This window comes from Streptomyces sp. NPDC058685 (assembly GCF_042714725.1).
GTDB lineage: Bacteria > Actinomycetota > Actinomycetes > Streptomycetales > Streptomycetaceae > Streptomyces.
Window position 1 is genome coordinate 24315 of the sequence record NZ_JBHXSL010000018.1, and the last position, 18885, is coordinate 43199.

The following is an 18885-nucleotide window of genomic DNA, read 5'->3' on the forward strand; positions in this document are numbered from 1 at the left end:
TCAGACATGGACCGCCGCATTTTCGGGCTGGAGAACGAGTACGGCGTCACGTGCACGTTCAGGGGACAGCGCCGACTGTCACCTGACGAAGTGGCGCGCTACCTCTTCCGCCGTGTTGTCTCATGGGGCCGCAGCAGCAACGTCTTCCTGCGGAACGGCGCCCGCCTCTACCTCGACGTGGGTTCGCATCCGGAATACGCGACACCGGAATGCGACAACGTGACCGAACTGGTCACCCACGACAAGGCCGGCGAGCGCATTCTCGAAGGCCTGCTCGTCGACGCCGAACGCCGCCTGCACGAGGAGGGAATCGCGGGCGACGTCTATCTGTTCAAGAACAACACCGACTCGGCGGGAAACTCCTACGGATGCCACGAGAACTATCTCGTCGCGCGCCACGGAGAGTTCTCCCGGCTCGCGGACATCCTCATCCCGTTCCTGGTCACCCGTCAGCTGCTCTGCGGCGCGGGCAAGGTACTCCAGACCCCGCGGGGCGCGGTCTACTGCGTCAGCCAGCGCGCCGAGCACATCTGGGAAGGTGTCAGCTCCGCGACCACCCGCTCCCGCCCGATCATCAACACCCGGGACGAACCGCACGCGGACGCCGAGCGTTACCGCCGGCTGCACGTCATCGTCGGTGACTCCAACATGTCCGAGACGACCATGCTGCTCAAGGTCGGCGCCACCGACCTGGTGCTGCGCATGATCGAGGCCGGCACCGTGATGCGCGACCTGACCCTGGAGAACCCGATCCGGGCGATCCGCGAGGTCAGCCACGACATCACCGGCCAGCGCAAGGTGCGCCTGGCCAGCGGACGCGAGGCCTCGGCCCTCGAGGTCCAGCGGGAGTACTACGAGAAGGCCGTGGACTTCGTCGACCGCCGCGGCATCCGCACCGGCACCGTCGAGCAGGTCCTGGAGCTGTGGGGCCGCACGCTGGACGCGATCGACGCCGAGGATCTCGACCGGATCGGCACCGAGATCGACTGGGTCATGAAGTACAAGCTCATCGAGCGGTACCGGGCCAAGCACAACATGACCATGTCGCATCCGCGTGTCGCGCAGATAGACCTCGCCTACCACGACATCCACCGCCGGCGAGGGCTGTACTACCTCCTGGAGAAGAAGGGCCAGGCGGCCCGGATCTGCAACGACCTGAAGATCTTCGAGGGCAAGTCCGTGCCCCCGCAGACGACCAGGGCGCGGCTGCGCGGCGACTTCATCCGCCGAGCTCAGGAGCAGCGACGGGACTTCACCGTCGACTGGGTGCACCTCAAGCTGAACGACCAGGCCCAGCGGACCGTACTGTGCAAGGACCCGTTCCGTTCGGTCGACGACCGGGTGGAAAAACTCATCGCGGGCATGTAGCCGCAAGTCGGCCGAACGCGACTCGGGCCCCGTACGTTCCTCGTGCGGGGCCCACGGCACGCCCTAGAGTGTCGGGGACCCAATGTGCCGTCTGAGATCTGAGGAACACGTGCGCCGACTTGCCGGCCTTCTTGTCGTCCCGCTGCTGCTGTTGTCGTCAGTGGCATGCGGCAGCGATGACAAGGCCTCCGATTCCGCCTCGATGAAGAACGGACTGCCCGCGATCACCGCGGGGGAGAAGTTCGGGCAGAAGCCGACTCTCGCCAAGGGCGAGGGGGATCCGCCCAAGGAGCTGAAGGTCAATGTCATCAGCGAGGGCAAGGGCCAGAAAGTCAAGAAGGGCGACGCGATCCAGGTCAACTACCTGGGCCAGTCGTGGGATTCCACCAAGCCCTTCGACAACAGCTTCGACCGCAAGCAGCCGTTCGATCTGACCCTCGGCGCCGGCCAGGTCATCAAGGGCTGGGACCAGGGCCTCGAGGGCCAGAAGGTCGGCAGCCGCGTCGAACTGGGCATCCCGCCGGAGCTCGGCTACGGAGCGCAGGGCCAGGGCGACATCAAGCCCAACGCCACGCTGGTCTTCGTCGTCGACATCCTGAAGGCGACCACCATCCCGACGTCCGCCAAGGGCACGGATGTCGCGCAGGACAACATCGACCTGCCGAAGGTGGGCACCAACACCGACGGCAAGGCCCCCACGATGACCTTCCCGAAGCAGGCCGACCCGCCGAAGAAGCTCGTCTCGAACTACGTCATCGAGGGCACGGGACCCGCGCTCACCGACAAGGACAGCGTCGTCGTCCAGTACCAGGCCTTCCTGTGGGCCGGTGGCAAGAAGTTCGACAGCACGTACGACACGGGCAAGACCCAGACCTTCCCGCTCGGACAGGTCACCCTCAAGGGACTCAAGGACGGTCTGATCGGCAAGAAGGTCGGCAGCCGCGTCCTGCTGGTCATCCCGCCGGACCAGGCCTTCGGTGCCAAGGAGCAGCAGGGCATCCCGAAGAACTCCACGCTGGTGTTCTCCGTGGACCTGCTGACGAAGGTGTAAGACTGTCCGGGTTGCCCCGTTCATCATTTAGAGGAGCAGTTCAGTGAGCATCGACAAGCCCGAGATCGACTTCCCGGGTGGCGAGCCGCCGGCCGACCTGGAGATCAAGGAGATCTGGGAGGGCGACGGTCCGGTGGCCAAGGCGGGCGACACCGTCAAGGTCCACTACGTGGGTGTGGCCTTCTCCACCGGCGAGGAGTTCGACGCCTCGTGGAACCGCGGCACCCCGCTGCAGTTCCAGCTCGGTGCCGGTCAGGTCATCGCCGGCTGGGACGAGGGCGTGCAGGGCATGAAGGTCGGCGGCCGCCGCCAGCTGACCATCCCCGCGCACCTCGCGTACGGCGACCGCGGCGCCGGTGGCGGCGTCATCGCCCCGGGCGAGACGCTGATCTTCGTCTGCGACCTGGTCGGCGTCTGATCGTCTCCGGTCGAAAAGGGCCCATGCTCCCTGGGGGGCATGGGCCCTCGGCTTTGCCGCGACACCCCGGGGCGGTACGGTCGTCGCTGGGCGGAAGTGACTCGATCAGAAGAGGTGCAGGGCGTCGATGGCCATTGCCAAGGCGGAGCGGCTGATGAATCTGGCGCTGTGCCTGCTCGGAACCCGGCGCCCTCTCAGTAAGCGCGAACTGCGCGGATCCATCGAGGCCTACCTCGAAGCGGGCTCCGACGACTCCTTCAACCGGATGTTCGAGCGCGACAAGGACGATCTGCGAGAACTCGGCCTGGTCATCGAGACGGTCGAGAACCTCGACGGTGACACCGGCTATCTCGCCCGCCGCGACAGCAACCGGCTGCCCGCCATCACGCTCGACGCCGAGGAAGCGGCCGCCCTCGGCCTCGCGGCCAAGGTCTGGCAGCAGGCCAGGCTCGCCGGAGCGGCCAGCGGCGCTCTCCAGAAGCTGCGCGCGGCGGGCATGCCCGAGGCCGAGGACTCCTACGAGGCACAGCACAGCGCGCTGGAGCCCCGCATCCCCGTGCACGAAGCCGCCTTCGAGCCGCTGATGCTCGCCTGCCGCCACCGCAGGCCCGTCGTCTTCGACTACCGCAAGGGGAACGCCGCACGCCCCGAGCAGCGTCAGGTCGAACCCTGGACGCTCGAATGCTGGCGCGGCCACTGGTACCTGGCCGGCTGGGACCGCGACCGGGCCGCCGAGCGCGTCTTCCGGCTCTCCCGCATCACCGGCAAGGTCCGCTCGCGCGCCGGCTCCTTCACCGCGCCGGTCCCCGACGTCGTCACCGTCCGCGAGACGGTGGAGAGCTGGGCGGGGGAGACCGCGACCCGCACCGCCCGGATCCGGCTGCGCACCGGCTGCGGCTACCCGCTGCGTGCCAGGGCCGCGTCGGTACGGGAACTGGGAGACGGCTGGGAAGAGTTGGAGATTCCGTACGGACACGGTCTGGATGCCTGGCTGGTGGAGTTCGGCCCGGATGTCGTCGTCCTGGAGCCCGCGGATCTGCGGGCCGACGTGGTGGACCGGCTGCGCGCCGTGGCCAAGGGCTGAGGGGGACAGTTACGACCATGGCCGCCAACGCCATCGATCAGACCAGACGGATGCTCTCGCTGGTGACCTATCTGCGCGAGCGCCCCGGCGCCCGCGTCGGGGACGTCGCCCGCGCCTTCGGGATCACCGAGGACGAGCTGATCTCCGACCTCGACGTCCTGCCGATGTGCGGGACCAGCTTCCGCGGCGGTGACCTCCTCGACATCGACACCGACGGCGACCGCATCTGGTGGCACAACCCCGACGACGTCGCCGAGCCGCTGCGGCTCGCGGCCGACGAGGCGACCGCGCTGCTGGTGGCCGCGCGCGCCGTGGCCATGCTGCCCGGGCTGCGCGAGGGCGACCGCGAGGCACTGATCCGGGCCACCGCCAAGCTGGAGGCGGCCGCGGGCGAGGTGGCCGGGGCGAGCTCCCGGCTGTCCGTGACCTTCGAGTCCGAGGGCGGGGTCTTCGCCGAGGTGGACCGGGCGATCTCGGAACGCCGGCGGCTCTGGCTGCGGTACTACTCGCCCGCGCGTGACGAGCTCACCGAGCGCGAGGTCGACCCGATCCGGCTGTTCGCCGTCGGGCACACGTACATGGAGGCCTGGTGCCGCCTCTCCGAGGCGCGCAGGACCTTCCGGCTCGACCGGGTCGCCGAGATCAGACTGCTCGACGCCCCGTCCGCGCCGCCCGAGATCGAACTGCGGGATCTGTCGGAGGGGCTCGTCCAGCCGTCCGCCGACGACCCCGAGGTGGTCATCGAGGTGGGACCCGGCGGCCGCTGGGTGGCGGAGTACTACCCGCACGACAGCGCCGAGGAACTCGCGGACGGTTGTCTGCGCATCACGCTCCGTACGCCGTCCCCGGCGTCGCTGCGCCGACTGGCGCTGCGGCTCGGGCAGGACGGCCGGATCGTCGCGCCCCAGGACCTCGCGGACAGTGCGCGGCAGGCGGCACGTGAGGCGCTGGCGGCCTACGACGGCCAGGACTAGGGAGATTCGCGCCACATGTCTGTGACATCCGGTTTCGCTGCGTCGATGGCTCCGGTCCTCTTCAAGGCCGGCTGCCCCGACTGCCGCGCGCGCTTCGAGCTCTCCGCCGGGGCCCTGCGGCTCGCGATCGGCGGCAGCCGCCGTACGACCTTCTACTCCTTCACCTGCCCCGAGTGCGGCACCGCCGTCCGCAAGCCGGCGGGGGAGCGGATCGTCGAACTCCTCACCGGCGGCGGCGTGAGCACGCTGCGGCTCCACTCCACCGTCCGCAACGTCTAGTGCCGCTCCCGGCAGGGGTTTGCCGGTCGAGGCACTAGGCTCTGCGCATGTTCTGGCCCATGCTCGCCATCGCTCTAGGCTTCCTCGGGATCGCCGTCCTCGGGGTCCTCGCGATCCGGGTGTTCGTCGAGGCCCAGCGGCTCGGCCACGAGGTCGCCCGCACCACGGAGCGGATCAACCGCGCCGCCGAGGACCTGGAGAAGGCGGCCACCGAGATGGCCCGCACCGGCGAGACCCTGCGCTGAACTGCTGGTGAGGGAGGGGCTTCGGGGCCGCAGGACGCGGAGGTAGGCTTCTCCCAGCGGCCCAGACGGCGAGGCACGGGCCGCAACGGCGAGTATGCACAGGCATTGCCCTGCGTTTACTCCCCCGGGTTACGATCGCTCACACAGCACGGCGGTCGGACGCCTGTCCGACCAGCAGGCCAGCCCCACCCCAGCCGCCTCGGTGAGAAGGTACACGCTTATGTTCGGACGGATCGGCGCTCCGGAGATCATCCTGATCCTCGTCGTCATCATCCTCCTGTTCGGCGCCAAGAAGCTTCCGGACATGGCCCGTTCGCTGGGCAAGTCCGCCCGCATCCTCAAGAGCGAGGCCAAGGCGATGAAGTCGGAGGGCGGTCAGCAGCCCGCGCCCGCCGACCCGCCGCAGCCCGGCACGCCGCAGGACCAGGCCAACCCGCGCACGATCAAGGCCGCTCCCGGCGACGTGACCAGCTCGCGTCCCGTGACCGAGCCGACGGACACCACCCAGCGCTGAGACAGAGCCGCCCAGGGCCCCGTCACCGGTGAGGGCCTGCCGCACGAGATGAGGACGTGGGTTGCTCAAGTCTGCCCGCAAGCAGGAGAGGGATCCCGAGGGGCGGATGCCCCTCGTGGAACACCTGCGTGAGCTTCGGAACAGGCTCGCGAAAGGACTCCTGGCGATCGTGGCCATCACGGTCGTCGCCGCCTTCTTCTACAACGACATCATCAACTTCTTCACCAAGCCCGTTCTGGAGTCGGTGGGTTGCCCCAGCTCCTTCTCTGAGCTGGCGAAGAAGCCCGAGGACACGACGTGCGCGCAGATCACCATCAACGGTCTGCTGACGCCGTTCACCCTCGCGCTGAAGGTCTCCCTCATGGCGGGTGTCGTCCTCGCCTCGCCGATCTGGCTCTACCAGCTGTGGGCCTTCCTCGCGCCCGGCCTGCACAAGAGTGAGAAGAAGTACGCGCTGATCTTCGTCGGCGCCGGCTTCCCCCTCTTCCTCGGCGGCGGCTACTTCGCCTACCAGGTGCTGCCGACCACCGCGAAGGTGCTGATCGAGTTCACGCCGTTCGGTGTGGACAACCTGCTGCCGCTGGACGATCTGCTCGACCTCGTGACCCGCATGGTGATCGTCTTCGGTCTCGCCTTCGAGCTGCCGCTGCTGCTGGTCCTGCTCAACCTCGGCGGGGTCATCACCGGCCGGCGGATGCTCGGCTGGTGGCGCGGCATGATCATGGGCATCACCGTCTTCGCCGCCCTGGCCACGCCCAGCACCGACCCGCTCACGATGATCGCGCTGGCGGCGCCCATCACCGTGCTGTACTTCGTCGCCACCGGCATCTCGCTGCTCAACGACCGCCGCCGGGCCATCCGGGACGCCAAGGGCCCCGGTGCCGACGAGGCCTCCGAGCTCGACCTCACGCCGGAGGAGATCGGCGAGATCGAGCCCGTCTCCGCGACGCGAGCCCTGCCGGAGCAGGCGACGGGCGAGGCGGACGGCGGACGCTCGCACCGGCTCAACGGATACGACGACATCACCTGAGACGCGGGATCACCTGAGACGCGGGGTCGCGCGCCGAGGGCACGGACAGGGTGAGGGGCCGGACGGAATCTCCGTCCGGCCCCTTCGCCGTCCCGGGCGGGGCGCCGGGCCATGTCGTACGGCGCCTTCGCCCGGGCGTACCCCTCCCGCCGGGTCGCCGGGGCGGAGAATAAAGATCGCGGTGACTGTCAGACCTGACGGGTAGGCTCGTGTACAAGATGACCGAGGACCTCTCTCCCGCTGAGCGCTACGCCGCCGCCCGCATCCGCGCCGCCGAGGAGGCCACTGCGCTGGCCCCCTTCCGCGAGATGTACGAATTCGATCTGGACCCGTTCCAGATCGAAGCCTGTCAGGCTCTGGAAGCGGGCAAGGGCGTGCTCGTCGCCGCACCCACCGGGTCCGGCAAGACCATCGTCGGCGAGTTCGCCGTCCACCTGGCCCTTCAGCAGGGCCGCAAATGCTTCTACACCACGCCCATCAAGGCGCTCTCCAACCAGAAGTACGCCGACCTGGCCAAGCGCTACGGCGCGGACAAGGTCGGCCTGCTGACCGGCGACAACAGCATCAACTCCGAGGCGCCCGTGGTCGTGATGACCACCGAGGTGCTGCGCAACATGCTGTACGCGGGCTCGCAGTCGCTGCTGGGCCTCGGCTACGTGGTGATGGACGAGGTCCACTACCTCTCCGACCGCTTCCGCGGCGCCGTCTGGGAGGAAGTGATCATCCACCTCCCCGAGTCGGTGACGCTGGTGTCGCTCTCCGCGACCGTCTCCAACGCGGAGGAGTTCGGTGACTGGCTGGACACCGTCCGTGGCGACACCGAGGTGATCGTCTCCGAGCACCGGCCCGTGCCGCTGTGGCAGCACGTCATGGCCGGCCGGCGGATGTACGACCTGTTCGAGGAGGAGAGCGACCACGGCGGCCGGGGGACCGGCCGGCGCGAGGTCAATCCCGACCTGGTGCGCCTGGCGCGGATGGAGAACCAGCGCACGTACAACCCGCGTGACCGGCGTCGCGGCAAGATGGTGCGCGAGGCCGACCGTGAGCGCGAGCGCCGTCAGCGCAGCCGGATCTGGACGCCGGGGCGTCCCGAGGTCATCGACCGGCTCGACGCGGAAGGGCTGTTGCCCGCGATCACCTTCATCTTCAGCCGGGCCGGCTGCGAGGCCGCCGTACAGCAATGCCTGTACGCGGGGCTGCGGTTGAACGACGACGATGCGCGGGTGCGGGTGCGCGAGATCGTCGAGGAGCGGACCGGGTCGATTCCCACGGAGGACCTGCACGTCCTCGGCTACTACGAGTGGCTGGAGGGCCTGGAGCGGGGCGTTGCCGCGCACCATGCCGGGATGCTGCCGACCTTCAAGGAAGTCGTCGAGGAACTCTTCGTCCGTGGCCTGGTCAAGGCTGTGTTCGCCACGGAGACGCTGGCGCTGGGCATCAACATGCCCGCCCGTTCCGTGGTGTTGGAGAAGCTCGTCAAGTGGAACGGCGAGCAGCACGCGGACATCACGCCCGGTGAGTACACGCAGTTGACGGGGCGCGCGGGGCGGCGCGGTATCGATGTCGAGGGTCATGCCGTGGTGCTGTGGCAGCGCGGCATGGACCCGGCCGCGCTCGCGGGTCTCGCCGGCACGCGGACCTACCCCCTGCGCTCCAGCTTCAGGCCGTCGTACAACATGGCGGTCAATCTGGTGCAGCAGTTCGGGCGGCACCGCTCGCGCGAGCTGCTGGAGACGTCGTTCGCGCAGTTCCAGGCGGACCGCTCCGTCGTCGGTATCTCGCGTCAGGTCCAGAAGAACGAAGAGGGCCTGGAGGGCTACCGCGCGGGCATGACCTGCCACCTCGGTGACTTCGAGGAGTACGCGCGGCTGCGCCGCGAACTCAAGGACCGCGAGACCGAGCTGGCGAAGCAGGGCGCGGCCCAGCGGCGGGCCGCTGCGGCGTCCTCCCTGGAGAAGCTGAAGCCCGGTGACGTCATCCATGTGCCGACGGGCAAGTTCGCGGGTCTGGCGCTGGTGCTCGACGCGGGCATCCCGGCGGGACGGACCAACGGACACCGCGGGTTCGAACAGCACGACGGCCCGCGGCCGTTGGTGCTGACCGCCGAGCGGCAGGTGAAGCGGCTGGCGTCGATGGACTTCCCGGTGCCGGTGGAGCCGCTGGAGCGGATGCGGATCCCGAAGTCCTTCAACGCGCGGTCGCCGCAGTCGCGGCGCGACCTGGCGTCCGCGCTGCGCACCAAGGCGGGCCACATCGTCCCCGACCGGCACCGCAAGCAGCGGGCGGCCGCGGCGGACGACCGCGAGATCGCCAGGCTGCGTTCGGAGTTGCGCGCGCACCCGTGCCACGGCTGCGACGAGCGTGAGGACCACGCGCGCTGGGCCGAGCGCTACCACCGGCTCCAGCGGGACACGCGACAGCTGGAACGGCGGATCGAGGGCCGGACGAACACCATCGCCCGCACCTTCGACCGGATCGTGGCGCTGCTGACCGAGATGGACTATCTGCGCGACGACGAGGTCACCGAACACGGCAAGCGTCTCGCCCGGCTCTACGGCGAGCTCGACCTGCTGGCGAGCGAGTGCCTGCGCGAGGGCGTGTGGGAGGGGCTCAACCCTGCCGAACTGGCCGCGTGCGTCTCGGCGTTGGTCTACGAGGCCCGCCAGTCCGACGACGCGGTGGCCCCGAAGGTCCCGGCGGGCAAGGCGAAGGTCGCGCTCGGCGAGATGGTGCAGATCTGGGGCAGGCTCGACGCGCTCGAAGAAGACTTCAAGATCAACCAGGCGGAGGGCGTGGGCCAGCGGGAACCGGACCTGGGCTTCGCCTGGGCCGCGTACCAGTGGGCGTCGGACAAGAGCCTGGACGAGGTGCTGCGCGAGGCGGACATGCCGGCGGGTGACTTCGTGCGGTGGACGAAGCAGGTGATCGACGTACTGGGCCAGATCGCGGCGGCGGCACCGAGGGAAGGCAGCACGGTCTCGAAGAACGCACGCAAGGCGGTGGAGGGGTTGCTGCGGGGGGTTGTTGCCTACAGCTCGGTGGGCTGAGGAGTCAGCCGGCCAGTGCCTGGGCCAGAGCCGACAGGTCGGGCGCGCGTAGTACGCGGGATCCCCAGCCGGGGAGCGGTACATGCAGGGCGTCCACCCAGCGGTCGGGGATCGCCCCGGCTCCGTACACAGCGCCCGACAGCATGCCCGTCACGGCCGCCACCGTGTCGGTGTCACCGCCGAGGTCGATCGCTGCCGCGACCGACGCCTCGTACGACGTCGTCGTGCGCAGCGCCCAGAGGGCCGAACCCAGGCACGGCCACGCTGCCCCGTTGAACTCCGTCGCGTCGGCCGGGTGCCAGTCCGGCGCCAGGACCGTCGACCAGCGTGCGCGGTGAGCCGCGTCCACGTCGGGAAGCACGGACGGTACGGCGGCCACGGGGTCGCCGCCGTCCAGAGCCACGCGGACCAGCTCATGGAGGATCGCCGTGCCCTCCCAGGCGGCCCGGTCCCCGTGGGTGAGGGCGGCGATCCGGCGAGCGGCAGCCATGGTGGCCTCGCGGCCCGCCGCCGCGAAGTGCACGGCGGAGGTCGAGGCGCGCATCAGGGAGCCGTTGCCGGCAGCACGACCTGTGATCTGGAAGTGCAGGGCCGCCGCGAGATCCCACGGTTCGCCGCTCGTCAGGACGTCCTCGGTCTGGAGACCGATGTCCTTCGGCTCGCCGGCCGCCCAGCGCTGGAACCGCTCGAAGATGTCCGGCAGGTCGAGGCCCTTCCGCTCCACGAGGGATTCCCCCACCAGCACGGCCATGTGCGTGTCGTCGGTCGCCTCGCCGGGGTCCCAGCCGCCGCCACCGCACATCCGGCCGACCCCGTCGGGGAATTCCGTACGGAAGACTCCGGCCTCCCGGAACTCGAACGGCGCCCCCAGCGCGTCACCGACCGCCGAACCGACGACCGTGCCGATGATCCGTTCCGTTCGCTGCATCCGGACAGCCTAGAGGCCGCGTTGTCCGGCCCCCTGCGTGCGGAGTCCGACGTCTTCGGTGACTGCCAAGTCCTCGGCCTCGCCGTGGAACAGGCCGTCCTCGGACAGCGAATCGATCCCGACCAATCCGATACCCCTCCGGCACCGAATTCACCCTGAGGACGGTGCCGGACGCCGTTCGGAGGGAGCGGGAATGACAGTCAACCGGTCTCGCACGGCCATGGTGGGCAGCGGTGTCGCCCATCTGCGCGCGGCGGACGTGGTGCGGCGCTCCCTCGATGCGGCACCCGGCGACCGTTCACGTCCTGCCGTGCACCGCAGGGCTCAACCTCGCCTGGTCTCGCGCGAATTGCTCGTACAGCCTTGTCCCGTTCATGTTCCTCAGGAGGGTGTGAAGTGACCGTGTCCGTGTCCTCAGCGTCCCCCGCGCGCCCGCGCACCGCCCCCGTCGACGCCCGGCGCTGGCCCGACGTGGCCGGCCTGCCCAGGACGTCCCCGCTGCGGACGGCGGTCGCCGAACGGCTCGTGCGTCGCGCGCTCGGCAGGCTGCCGTTGCGGGTGCGTCTCGGCGGTGGGGAGCCGGTCGGGCGGGGTGGGCCGTTCATGGAGATTCATGAGCCACAGCGATTCTTCCGGCGCATCGGGCACAGCGGCCTCATCGGATTCGGTGAGTCGTACATGGCGGGCGAGTGGGAGGCCCGTGACCTCGTCGGCGTACTCACCGTGCTCGCCGAGAACGCCGCCTCACTCGTGCCGGCAACGCTGCAACGGCTGCGCGGTGCATGGGCGACCCCGCAGCCCGCCGAGCACCGCAACACCGCCGAGAACGCCCAGGCAAACGTCAGTCACCACTTCGACCTCTCCAACGAGTTGTTCGCGCTCTTCCTCGACGAGACCCTGTCGTACTCCTCCGGCCTCTTCCGCGGATTCCCCGCCGAGCCGCAGCTGCTGGCCGCCGCGCAGCACCGCAGGATCGACCGTCTGCTCGACCGGGCGAACGTCACCGCCGGGACCCAGCTGCTCGAAATCGGCACGGGCTGGGGGGAGTTGGCCATCCGCGCGGCGCAGCGCGGGGCGCGCGTGCTGACCGTGACGCTCTCGCGGGAGCAGCAGTCGCTCGCCCGCCGCCGGATCCGCCGAGCGGGTCTCGAGGACCGGGTCACCGTCCTGCTGCGTGACTACCGCAACGTCCTCGGGCGCTACGACGCCATCGTGAGCGGGGAGACCGTCGAGTCGGTCGGCGCGGAGTTCTGGCCGGACTACTTCATGGCGCTGGACCGCCTGCTCGCGCCCGGCGGCCGGGTCGCCCTCCAGACCATCACCATGCCGCACGAGCGGATGACCGCCTCCCGCAGCACGCACACCTGGATGCAGAAGTACATCTTCCCCGGTGGGATGGTGCCGTCGATCGAGGCGATCGAGCAGGCCGTCGGAGGCTGCACCGCTCTGCGCGTGGCGGCGCGGGACGGTTTCGGACCGCACTACGCGGAGACCCTGCGGCTGTGGCGCGAACGCTTCACCGAGCGGGCCGCCGACGTCGAGGCCCTCGGCTTCGACGAGACCTTCCGCCGGATGTGGACCTTCTATCTCGCCTACGCCGAAGCGGGCTTCCGCTCCGGCTCTCTGGACGTCCAGCAGTTGCTGCTGACCAAGGACGGTCCGGTTTCCTGACCGGCCCCGAGCACGGGCCCGGGGGCTCGTGACAGCGCCCCGGGTCAGACCTGACCGCGGGCCTGCTCGCAGCGTGCCCTGCCCTCCTGCGGGTCCACCAGCGGCTCCGGATAGTCGAGCCGGGCACGCCGCAGATCGTCGAGCGCCCACGGCCGGTGCACCTCGGGCCCGGCCAGCTCGGCGAGTTCGGGAACCCAGCGGCGCACATGGTCGCCGTACGGGTCGAGGCGCTGCGCCCACGCGAGCGGATCGGGGACCCTGCCCGTCCGCGGCTCCGTTCCGGTGCCCGCGGCCCACTGCCAGTTGAGCTGATTGTCGGCGATGTCCCCGTCGACCAGCAGATCAAGGAAATGACGCGCCCCGATGCGCCAGTCCACGTACAGCGTCTTCGTCAGGTAGTCCGCCGCGAGCAGCCGGGAGCGGTGGTGCATCCAGCCCTCGTGCAGCAGCTGCCGCATGCCCGCGTCCACGACGGGGCAGCCGGTGCGTCCCTCCTTCCACGCGGTGATGTCCTTCTCGTCCCGGCGCCACCGGTCGCCCCGCGGACGGTAGTCGGCGTGGGCCGCGTCCGGCCGGGCCGCGAGGACCTGGTGGTGGAAGTCCCGCCGTGCCAGCCGCCGTACGAACGCCTCCGCGCCCGGCCCGTCCGAACCGCGTGTCCGCCCGACCAGTTCGGCCGCGGACAGGGTGCCGAAGTGCAGATGGGGCGAGAGGCGGGAGGTGGCGTCCCCGGACAGTTCGCCGTGCCGCTCCCCGTACCCCTCGATGCCGCCGCCGCGGTCGAGCCAGGCGGTCAGCCGCTGCCGTCCCTCGTGCTCACCGCCCCTGGCGACCGCGGGCGACGCCCCGGTCACCGCGGTCCGCCGGGGCAGCGGATGGCCCGCAAGCTCGGGGACCCGCACGGCGCGCGGCGGTGCCACCACCGCGCGCAGCCCCGCCCGGGTCCAGCTGCCGAAGTACGGCTCGAACGCCGTGTGGTGGTTGCTGTCGGCGGGTGTCACCTGCCCGGGCGGCACGGCGGTGGTGACGCCCTCGTGCACATGCAGGACACACCGGACCGCCGTCAGCGCCGAGCGCAGCAGTTCCTCCCGGCGCTTGGCGTAGGCGCTGACTCCGGCGGCGATGTGCACAGCGCGGGCGCCGGTCTCGGTGACGACCCGGCACACCTGCTCGGTCACATCCCCGATACGGATCACCAGGCGGCCGCCTCGCTCCCGCAGACCGGCGTCGAGCGAGGCGAGGCAATCCGCCAGAAAGGCGCGGCGGTTGGGCACGGCGAACCCCGCCCGCTGCACCCCGCGGTCCACCACGAACAACGGCACGACCTCGTCCGCGCCGCGCACGGCGGCGCACAGCGCCGGCTGGTCGTGCACCCGCAGATCGGAGGTGAAGAGCATGACCGCAACACTCATGAGCCGTCCTTCCTCAGGCGGGGAAGTTCATCAGAGCCACGGGGTCGCTGGTGGGCTTCGGCGAACCGCCGGCCGGCTCGACGGTGACGCCCATGCCGGAGGCCGCGTTCACCGGACCGTCCATCAGGAGCGCGTTGTCGGCGGTGGCCGGGTCCATCAGTCCCGCCGGCCGCATGGTGCCGCCGTCGTTGAACCAGAGCTGGTAGACCTTGCCCGCCGGCGGCCTGGGAAGCCCCGAGACGAGGAAGGCCGCCTGGTTGCGGCTCTTGGAGACGACGACCGTGCCGCGACCGCCGTCCTGGAGCTTGGTGCTGCTGACCCGGGCGTCCGGTGCGGCGAGGACCGCGGCGAGTTCGGCCGTCTGCTGCTCGGCGCGCTGAGCCGCCCGGCGGGCGTCCTGAGCCTCCTGGTGCTGCCAGAAGGAGACCCCGCCGAAGGCCGCGGCCGCGGCGAGACAGGCCGCCAGCACGAAGCGGGACAGCCCGCGGCTGCGGCGCCGTCCGGCGTGCAGCCGGGTGACGCGCGGCGGCTGCTGGCGCTCGGCGGATATCTTGCGCATCACCTGCTGTTTGAGCGCGGGCGGCGGGACCACGGCGGCGGCCATGCCCAACTTGCTCACCGTCGCGGCGAGTTCCCGCACCTCCTGTTCGCAGGACGGACAGTTCTCCATGTGCCGCTCGAACTCGGCGCGCTCGTCGGGCGCCAGCGCGTGCAGCACATAGGCGCCGGTCAGCGTGTGCAGATCAGCGGTGGTCATGCGCTCACCCCCAGGCAGTCGCGCAGCCGGATGAGCCCGTCGCGCAGTCTCGTCTTGACCGTGCCCAGTGGCACGGAGAGCAGTTCGGCCACTTCGCGGTAGGCCAGCCCCCGGTAGTACGCGAGGGTCACCGACTGGCGCTGGAGCTCGGTCAGTCCGCCGAGGCACCGCCGTACCTGCTCGCGTTCGAGCCTGGCCTCCACCTGCTCGGTGACCTCGTCGTACGCGGGGGTCCGCTCCAGCAGCGCGGCCCGCCGTTCGCGGTCCGTGGCCGCCTGCGCCGACCGGACGCGGTCCACGGCGCGCCGGTGGGCGAGCGTCAGGATCCAGGTCATGGCCGATCCGCGGGACGGCTGGAAACGTGCCGCCGTGCGCCACACCTCGATCAGCACTTCCTGGGTCACCTCCTCCGACTGGGCCGGGTCCCGCAACACGGCCCGGACCAGGCCGAGTACCGGTCCGCACGCCGCGTCGTACACCCGCGAGAAGGCGTCCTGGTCACCGCGGGCCACCAGGGCGAGCAACTGTTGCAGATCTGGTCGCGCCGAGGCGGGACCGCCGATGCGTACGGCGTCGTTCACGCAGCTTCCTCCACTGTGCGGGCATCTCGTCCGGACAGAATCACCAGGCATTCGGTGCTGCTGGTGCTGCGGATTGGTCCGGGTTCGCAGATGGTTGCACGAGTGCGGAACGAGCGGTCCCGCAGGTACCCGTCGGTGGGGGAGGGTTCGCGCGCGGCCGGGGCGTGATGTGCCCGGCTAGCGCCCCTGAACGGACACCGGCCGGGTGGTGCGGTCGGCGCCACCGGCCGCACCGGTGGCGGACCGCATCCGCACCGCGCGCAGCAGCAGGAAGACGGGGAACGCGAGCGGGGAGAGCAGAATCGTGAAGACCAGCAGCGGGCTCATCACCAGGGGACTGATCCCCAGCCGCCGTCCTTCGAGGTGCATCCACTGGCCGAGCAGCAGGTCCCAGGCGATGACCTGCGCCCACACGGCGCCCGCGCCGCCCGCCAGTTCGGTCAGCTCACGGAACCTGTCGATGTCCGGGCTGCTCACGGCCGTCCAGATCTCCGGGAAGACCGGGACGGCCAGGGTCACATAGACGACCAGCACGGGGAGGACGGTCAGCGGGGACGCGGCGACGCGGGCCGTGATGCGCCGGGTCGGCGCGAAGATCATCAGCAGCCACACCGGACTCGCCAGACAGAAGGAGAGCTGGAAGAGGAAGGCGGTCATGGCGCTAGCTCCTTTCCGGGTCCGATGGGCCCGAGTCGCCGGGGAACGGCCTATGGATAGTGGAACTACCCACTATCGGATAGCCTCACTATCCATGACGCGCAGGTGCACCGGCAAGGGCGGAAGGATGAACACGTCGTGCGCATAGGGGAGTTGAGCCGCAGGACCGGCGTGCCGGTACCGACGATCAAGTACTACGTCCGGGAAGGGCTCCTGCCTGCCGGCCGGTTGACCAGCCCGAACCAGGCGGCGTACGACGAGGCGCACGAACGCCGACTGCGCCTGATCCGCGCCCTGTTGGATGTCGGCGGCCTCAAGGTGGCGGCCGTCGCGGACGTACTCGCCGCTGTCGACGACGGCGGCAGGTCGGTGCACAGCGTGCTGGGCGTGGCCGCGGACCTGATCGCCCCCCGGTACGGCGAGGGCGAGGCGGATGCCGAAGGGGAGGCCGCCCGTGCGCTGGTCCGGGAACTGATCGCCCGGCGCGGCTGGCTCGTCGAGGACGACTCCCCGGCCGCGGACGCGCTCGCGACGGCACTGGCCGCGCTGGGGCGTGCCGGTCACGGGGACTTCGCCCAGGTGCTCGACACCTACGCGGACGCGGCGGAGAAGGTGGCACGGGCGGACCTGGCGTACGTCGCGCGCCCGGCGGGCCTGGAGGGTGTGGTGGAGAGCGCGGTCGTCGGCACGGTCCTCGGGGACGCGCTCCTGGCGTCACTGCGCAGGCTGGCGCATGCGGACGGTTCGGCGTGGGTGTCCTGGAACGGACAGGGAGGGGTGGCGAGGTCGGCGGGGGTGGGGGAGCCGCGGGGGTGAAGGCGGGGTGCGGCCGATCAGCCCTCGGCCCCGGGTGTACACCCCCGACCCGTCGTCAGGCCGCCGGCTCCTGCTCCCGTTCCACCTGCTCGTTCCACTCGCGCTTCACCGCGCGCCACGCCTCGTCGCTCTGGCCCAGTCGCCAGTAACCCGAGATCGACAGCTGCTCGCGCGGTACCTGCCGCTCAAGTCGCAGATGGCGGCGCAGTTCCTTCACGAAGCCGGCCTCGCCGTGGACGAACGCGCACACCGTGCCCTCGGGGAACTCCAGCGTGGTCACCGCCGCCACCAGCGCCTCGCCGACCGGCCGGCCGGCGCGGTGCAGCCAGTGGATCTCCACGCCGTCCGGGGTGACGACCTTCTGCTCGTCCGCGGGTCCTTCGACCTCCACGAAGGCGTGCACCCGCGCACCCGTCGGCATGTTCTCCAGCGACGCGGCGATCGCGGGCAACGCGCTCTCGTCGCCCACCAGCAGATGCCAGTCCGCCGCGGCGTCGGGCGCGTAGCCGCCGCCGGGACCGAGGATGCGCAGGAGGTCACCCACGCGGGCCCGCGCCGCCCAGGGGCCGGCGAGGCCCTCGTCGCCGTGGACCACGAAGTCGATCGTCAGCTCGCCGCTGTCCCGGTCCCAGCTCCGGACCGTGTACGTGCGGTTCGCCGGCCACTGGTCGCGCGGGAACTCCGCACGGATCCGGTCCATGTCGAAGGGCTCCGGGTAGCTGACGCCCTCCGGCGTGAACAGGAGCTTGACGTAGTGGTCGGTGAAGCCGTCGAGACCGAAGTCCGCCAGCCCTTCGCCGCCCAGGACGACGCGCACCATGTGCGGGGTGAGGTGCTCGGTGTGCACCACCCGCGATTCATAGGCCTTCGGTGACGTGCGGGCCGGTCGTTCTGCCACGGCGGTCTCCCTGAACTCGTGCTGCTTAGGCTTGCCTAAGTTAACACCTCACGCGCGAAGAGTCCCCAGCAGGCGCAGCAGCGCGCCGCCGAGTCCCCACTGCGCCGCGAGTTCGTTGAGGGTCTTCGCATGGCGCGGTTCCGTGGGCAGGGCCGGGTCGAACGGGGGCAGTTCGACATCCGAGGCGACCCGCACGACGGTCGGCGCGACCGCCACGTAGTCCCTCGCCTCGTCGAGCCGCTTGCGCTGCGACGGCGTGAGCTTCGCTGCCGGGTCGTCGACGGCGGCCATGATTCCGGCCAGGTCGCCGAAGGCGTCCAGCAGTTTGGCCGCGGTCTTCTCGCCGATCCCGGGCACGCCCGGCAGGCCGTCGCTCGGGTCGCCCCGCAGCAGCGCCAGATCGACGTAGCCGGGACCGTCCACGCCGTACCTCTCGCGCAGCCAGGCCTCGTCCGTCGTCTGGAGCGTCCCGACGCCCTTGACCGGATACAGCACCCGGCGGCCGCGCGCGTCGTCGACCAGTTGGAACAGGTCACGGTCGCCGGTGACGATGTCCACCGGACCGGTGGCGCGCGCGGTGAGCGTGCCGATCACGTCGTCCGCCTCGTACCCGTCCGCGCCGACCCGGGCGATGCCGAGGGCGTCCAGCACCGCCGCGATCACCGGAACCTGCGGAGACAGCGTGTCCGGGATCTCCTCCTCGTCGGGGAGGCTCCGCTCCGTCTCGACGGCGACGCGGTGCGCCTTGTACGACGGGATCAGGTCGACCCGCCACTGCGGCCGCCAGTCGTTGTCCCAGCAGGCCACCAGGTCGTCGGGGTGGTGGTCCTGGACCAGCCGCGTGATGAAGTCGAGCAGCCCGCGCACGGCGTTGACCGGGGTGCCGTCGGGGGCCCGCACGGAGTCGGGGACCCCGAAATAGGCGCGGAAGTACAGGGAAGCGGTGTCGAGGAGCATCAGGCGTCGCGTCACACCCCGATGATGCCGCACCCCACCGACAGCCACCTCGCACCCGGCGGGCCCCACGCAGAGCCATCGCGAGCCCACAAAGGACCCGGCGGGCGCGACGGAGGGCCGCGAGCCGCCCGGTGAACGGCCCCTGAGCGCCGCGAAGGTGACCTGGGTCACTCTTTCGTTTGGCTTGTTCCCGCCAGG

Annotated in this window: 19 protein-coding genes; 12 read left to right on the forward strand and 7 right to left on the reverse strand. The window is 70.6% G+C overall.

Annotation, left to right across the window (positions count from 1 at the left end):
- The first annotated feature begins 6 nt into the window (after nt 1–6).
- From pafA to ACFWU3_RS17250, 10 genes are all read left to right on the forward strand, one after another.
- The gene (pafA, locus tag ACFWU3_RS17205; RefSeq protein WP_313947324.1) at nt 7–1368 is read left to right on the forward strand and encodes a Pup--protein ligase; all 1362 of its coding nucleotides are present in this window, start codon (nt 7–9) and stop codon (nt 1366–1368) included.
- 109 nt (nt 1369–1477) lie between these two features.
- Nucleotides 1478–2419, forward strand: a complete 942-nt coding sequence (locus ACFWU3_RS17210; RefSeq protein ID WP_313947325.1) for an FKBP-type peptidyl-prolyl cis-trans isomerase — start codon at nt 1478–1480, stop codon at nt 2417–2419.
- 43 nt (nt 2420–2462) lie between these two features.
- Complete coding sequence (locus ACFWU3_RS17215) at nt 2463–2837, forward strand: FKBP-type peptidyl-prolyl cis-trans isomerase (protein WP_328860055.1); 375 nt, start codon at nt 2463–2465, stop codon at nt 2835–2837.
- 127 nt (nt 2838–2964) lie between these two features.
- Complete coding sequence (locus ACFWU3_RS17220) at nt 2965–3921, forward strand: helix-turn-helix transcriptional regulator (protein WP_384437559.1); 957 nt, start codon at nt 2965–2967, stop codon at nt 3919–3921.
- Between the two features lie 17 nt (nt 3922–3938).
- Nucleotides 3939–4895: a helix-turn-helix transcriptional regulator gene (locus ACFWU3_RS17225; RefSeq protein WP_384437562.1), complete on the forward strand. Its 957-nt coding sequence runs from the start codon at nt 3939–3941 to the stop codon at nt 4893–4895.
- A 15-nt stretch (nt 4896–4910) separates the two neighbouring features.
- The gene (locus tag ACFWU3_RS17230) at nt 4911–5174 is read left to right on the forward strand and encodes a hypothetical protein (RefSeq protein ID WP_384437565.1); all 264 of its coding nucleotides are present in this window, start codon (nt 4911–4913) and stop codon (nt 5172–5174) included.
- Nucleotides 5175–5221: 47 nt separating this feature from the next.
- Nucleotides 5222–5419 carry a hypothetical protein gene (locus tag ACFWU3_RS17235; RefSeq protein WP_328860053.1) on the forward strand — a complete coding sequence of 66 codons (198 nt, stop codon included), beginning with the start codon at nt 5222–5224 and terminating at the stop codon, nt 5417–5419.
- A 220-nt stretch (nt 5420–5639) separates the two neighbouring features.
- On the forward strand, nt 5640–5933 hold the full coding sequence (gene tatA / locus ACFWU3_RS17240) for a Sec-independent protein translocase subunit TatA (RefSeq protein ID WP_313947331.1): 294 nt from the start codon (nt 5640–5642) through the stop codon (nt 5931–5933).
- A gap of 61 nt (nt 5934–5994) precedes the next feature.
- Nucleotides 5995–6963: a twin-arginine translocase subunit TatC gene (tatC, locus tag ACFWU3_RS17245; RefSeq protein ID WP_384437568.1), complete on the forward strand. Its 969-nt coding sequence runs from the start codon at nt 5995–5997 to the stop codon at nt 6961–6963.
- 218 nt (nt 6964–7181) lie between these two features.
- Complete coding sequence (locus tag ACFWU3_RS17250; RefSeq protein ID WP_384437571.1) at nt 7182–10010, forward strand: DEAD/DEAH box helicase; 2829 nt, start codon at nt 7182–7184, stop codon at nt 10008–10010.
- A 4-nt stretch (nt 10011–10014) separates the two neighbouring features.
- Here the strand turns inward: ACFWU3_RS17250 and ACFWU3_RS17255 are convergent, their stop codons facing one another.
- Entirely contained in the window at nt 10015–10938 is a 924-nt protein-coding gene (locus tag ACFWU3_RS17255) for an ADP-ribosylglycohydrolase family protein (protein WP_384437574.1), read from the reverse strand.
- Between the two features lie 396 nt (nt 10939–11334).
- Here ACFWU3_RS17255 and ACFWU3_RS17260 point away from each other — a divergent pair, with 396 nt between their 5' ends.
- Nucleotides 11335–12609 carry a class I SAM-dependent methyltransferase gene (locus ACFWU3_RS17260; RefSeq protein ID WP_384437577.1) on the forward strand — a complete coding sequence of 425 codons (1275 nt, stop codon included), beginning with the start codon at nt 11335–11337 and terminating at the stop codon, nt 12607–12609.
- A gap of 44 nt (nt 12610–12653) precedes the next feature.
- On the opposite strand, the gene ACFWU3_RS17265 is transcribed toward ACFWU3_RS17260, so the two are convergent.
- From ACFWU3_RS17265 to ACFWU3_RS17280, 4 genes are all read right to left on the reverse strand, one after another.
- On the reverse strand, nt 12654–14021 hold the full coding sequence (locus tag ACFWU3_RS17265; protein ID WP_384437580.1) for a cryptochrome/photolyase family protein: 1368 nt from the start codon (nt 14019–14021) through the stop codon (nt 12654–12656).
- 13 nt (nt 14022–14034) lie between these two features.
- Nucleotides 14035–14778, reverse strand: coding sequence for an anti-sigma factor domain-containing protein (locus tag ACFWU3_RS17270; RefSeq protein ID WP_384437583.1), 744 nt, complete (start codon nt 14776–14778; stop codon nt 14035–14037).
- Nucleotides 14775–15359 (reverse strand): sigma-70 family RNA polymerase sigma factor, encoded by a 585-nt coding sequence (locus ACFWU3_RS17275; RefSeq protein WP_352207604.1) that lies wholly within the window; start codon nt 15357–15359, stop codon nt 14775–14777. The genes ACFWU3_RS17270 and ACFWU3_RS17275 overlap by 4 nt, the downstream gene beginning before the upstream one ends.
- Nucleotides 15360–15536: 177 nt before the next feature.
- Nucleotides 15537–16016 carry an ABA4-like family protein gene (locus ACFWU3_RS17280; protein WP_384437586.1) on the reverse strand — a complete coding sequence of 160 codons (480 nt, stop codon included), beginning with the start codon at nt 16014–16016 and terminating at the stop codon, nt 15537–15539.
- Nucleotides 16017–16154: 138 nt separating this feature from the next.
- On the opposite strand from ACFWU3_RS17280, the gene ACFWU3_RS17285 reads away from it, so the two are divergent.
- Nucleotides 16155–16832, forward strand: coding sequence for a MerR family transcriptional regulator (locus ACFWU3_RS17285; RefSeq protein ID WP_384437589.1), 678 nt, complete (start codon nt 16155–16157; stop codon nt 16830–16832).
- A 55-nt stretch (nt 16833–16887) separates the two neighbouring features.
- Here ACFWU3_RS17285 and ACFWU3_RS17290 read toward each other — a convergent pair whose 3' ends face one another.
- Complete coding sequence (locus ACFWU3_RS17290; RefSeq protein ID WP_384437592.1) at nt 16888–17730, reverse strand: siderophore-interacting protein; 843 nt, start codon at nt 17728–17730, stop codon at nt 16888–16890.
- A gap of 48 nt (nt 17731–17778) precedes the next feature.
- Nucleotides 17779–18687 (reverse strand): 5'-3' exonuclease H3TH domain-containing protein, encoded by a 909-nt coding sequence (locus ACFWU3_RS17295; RefSeq protein WP_384437783.1) that lies wholly within the window; start codon nt 18685–18687, stop codon nt 17779–17781.
- Nucleotides 18688–18885 lie beyond the last annotated feature (198 nt).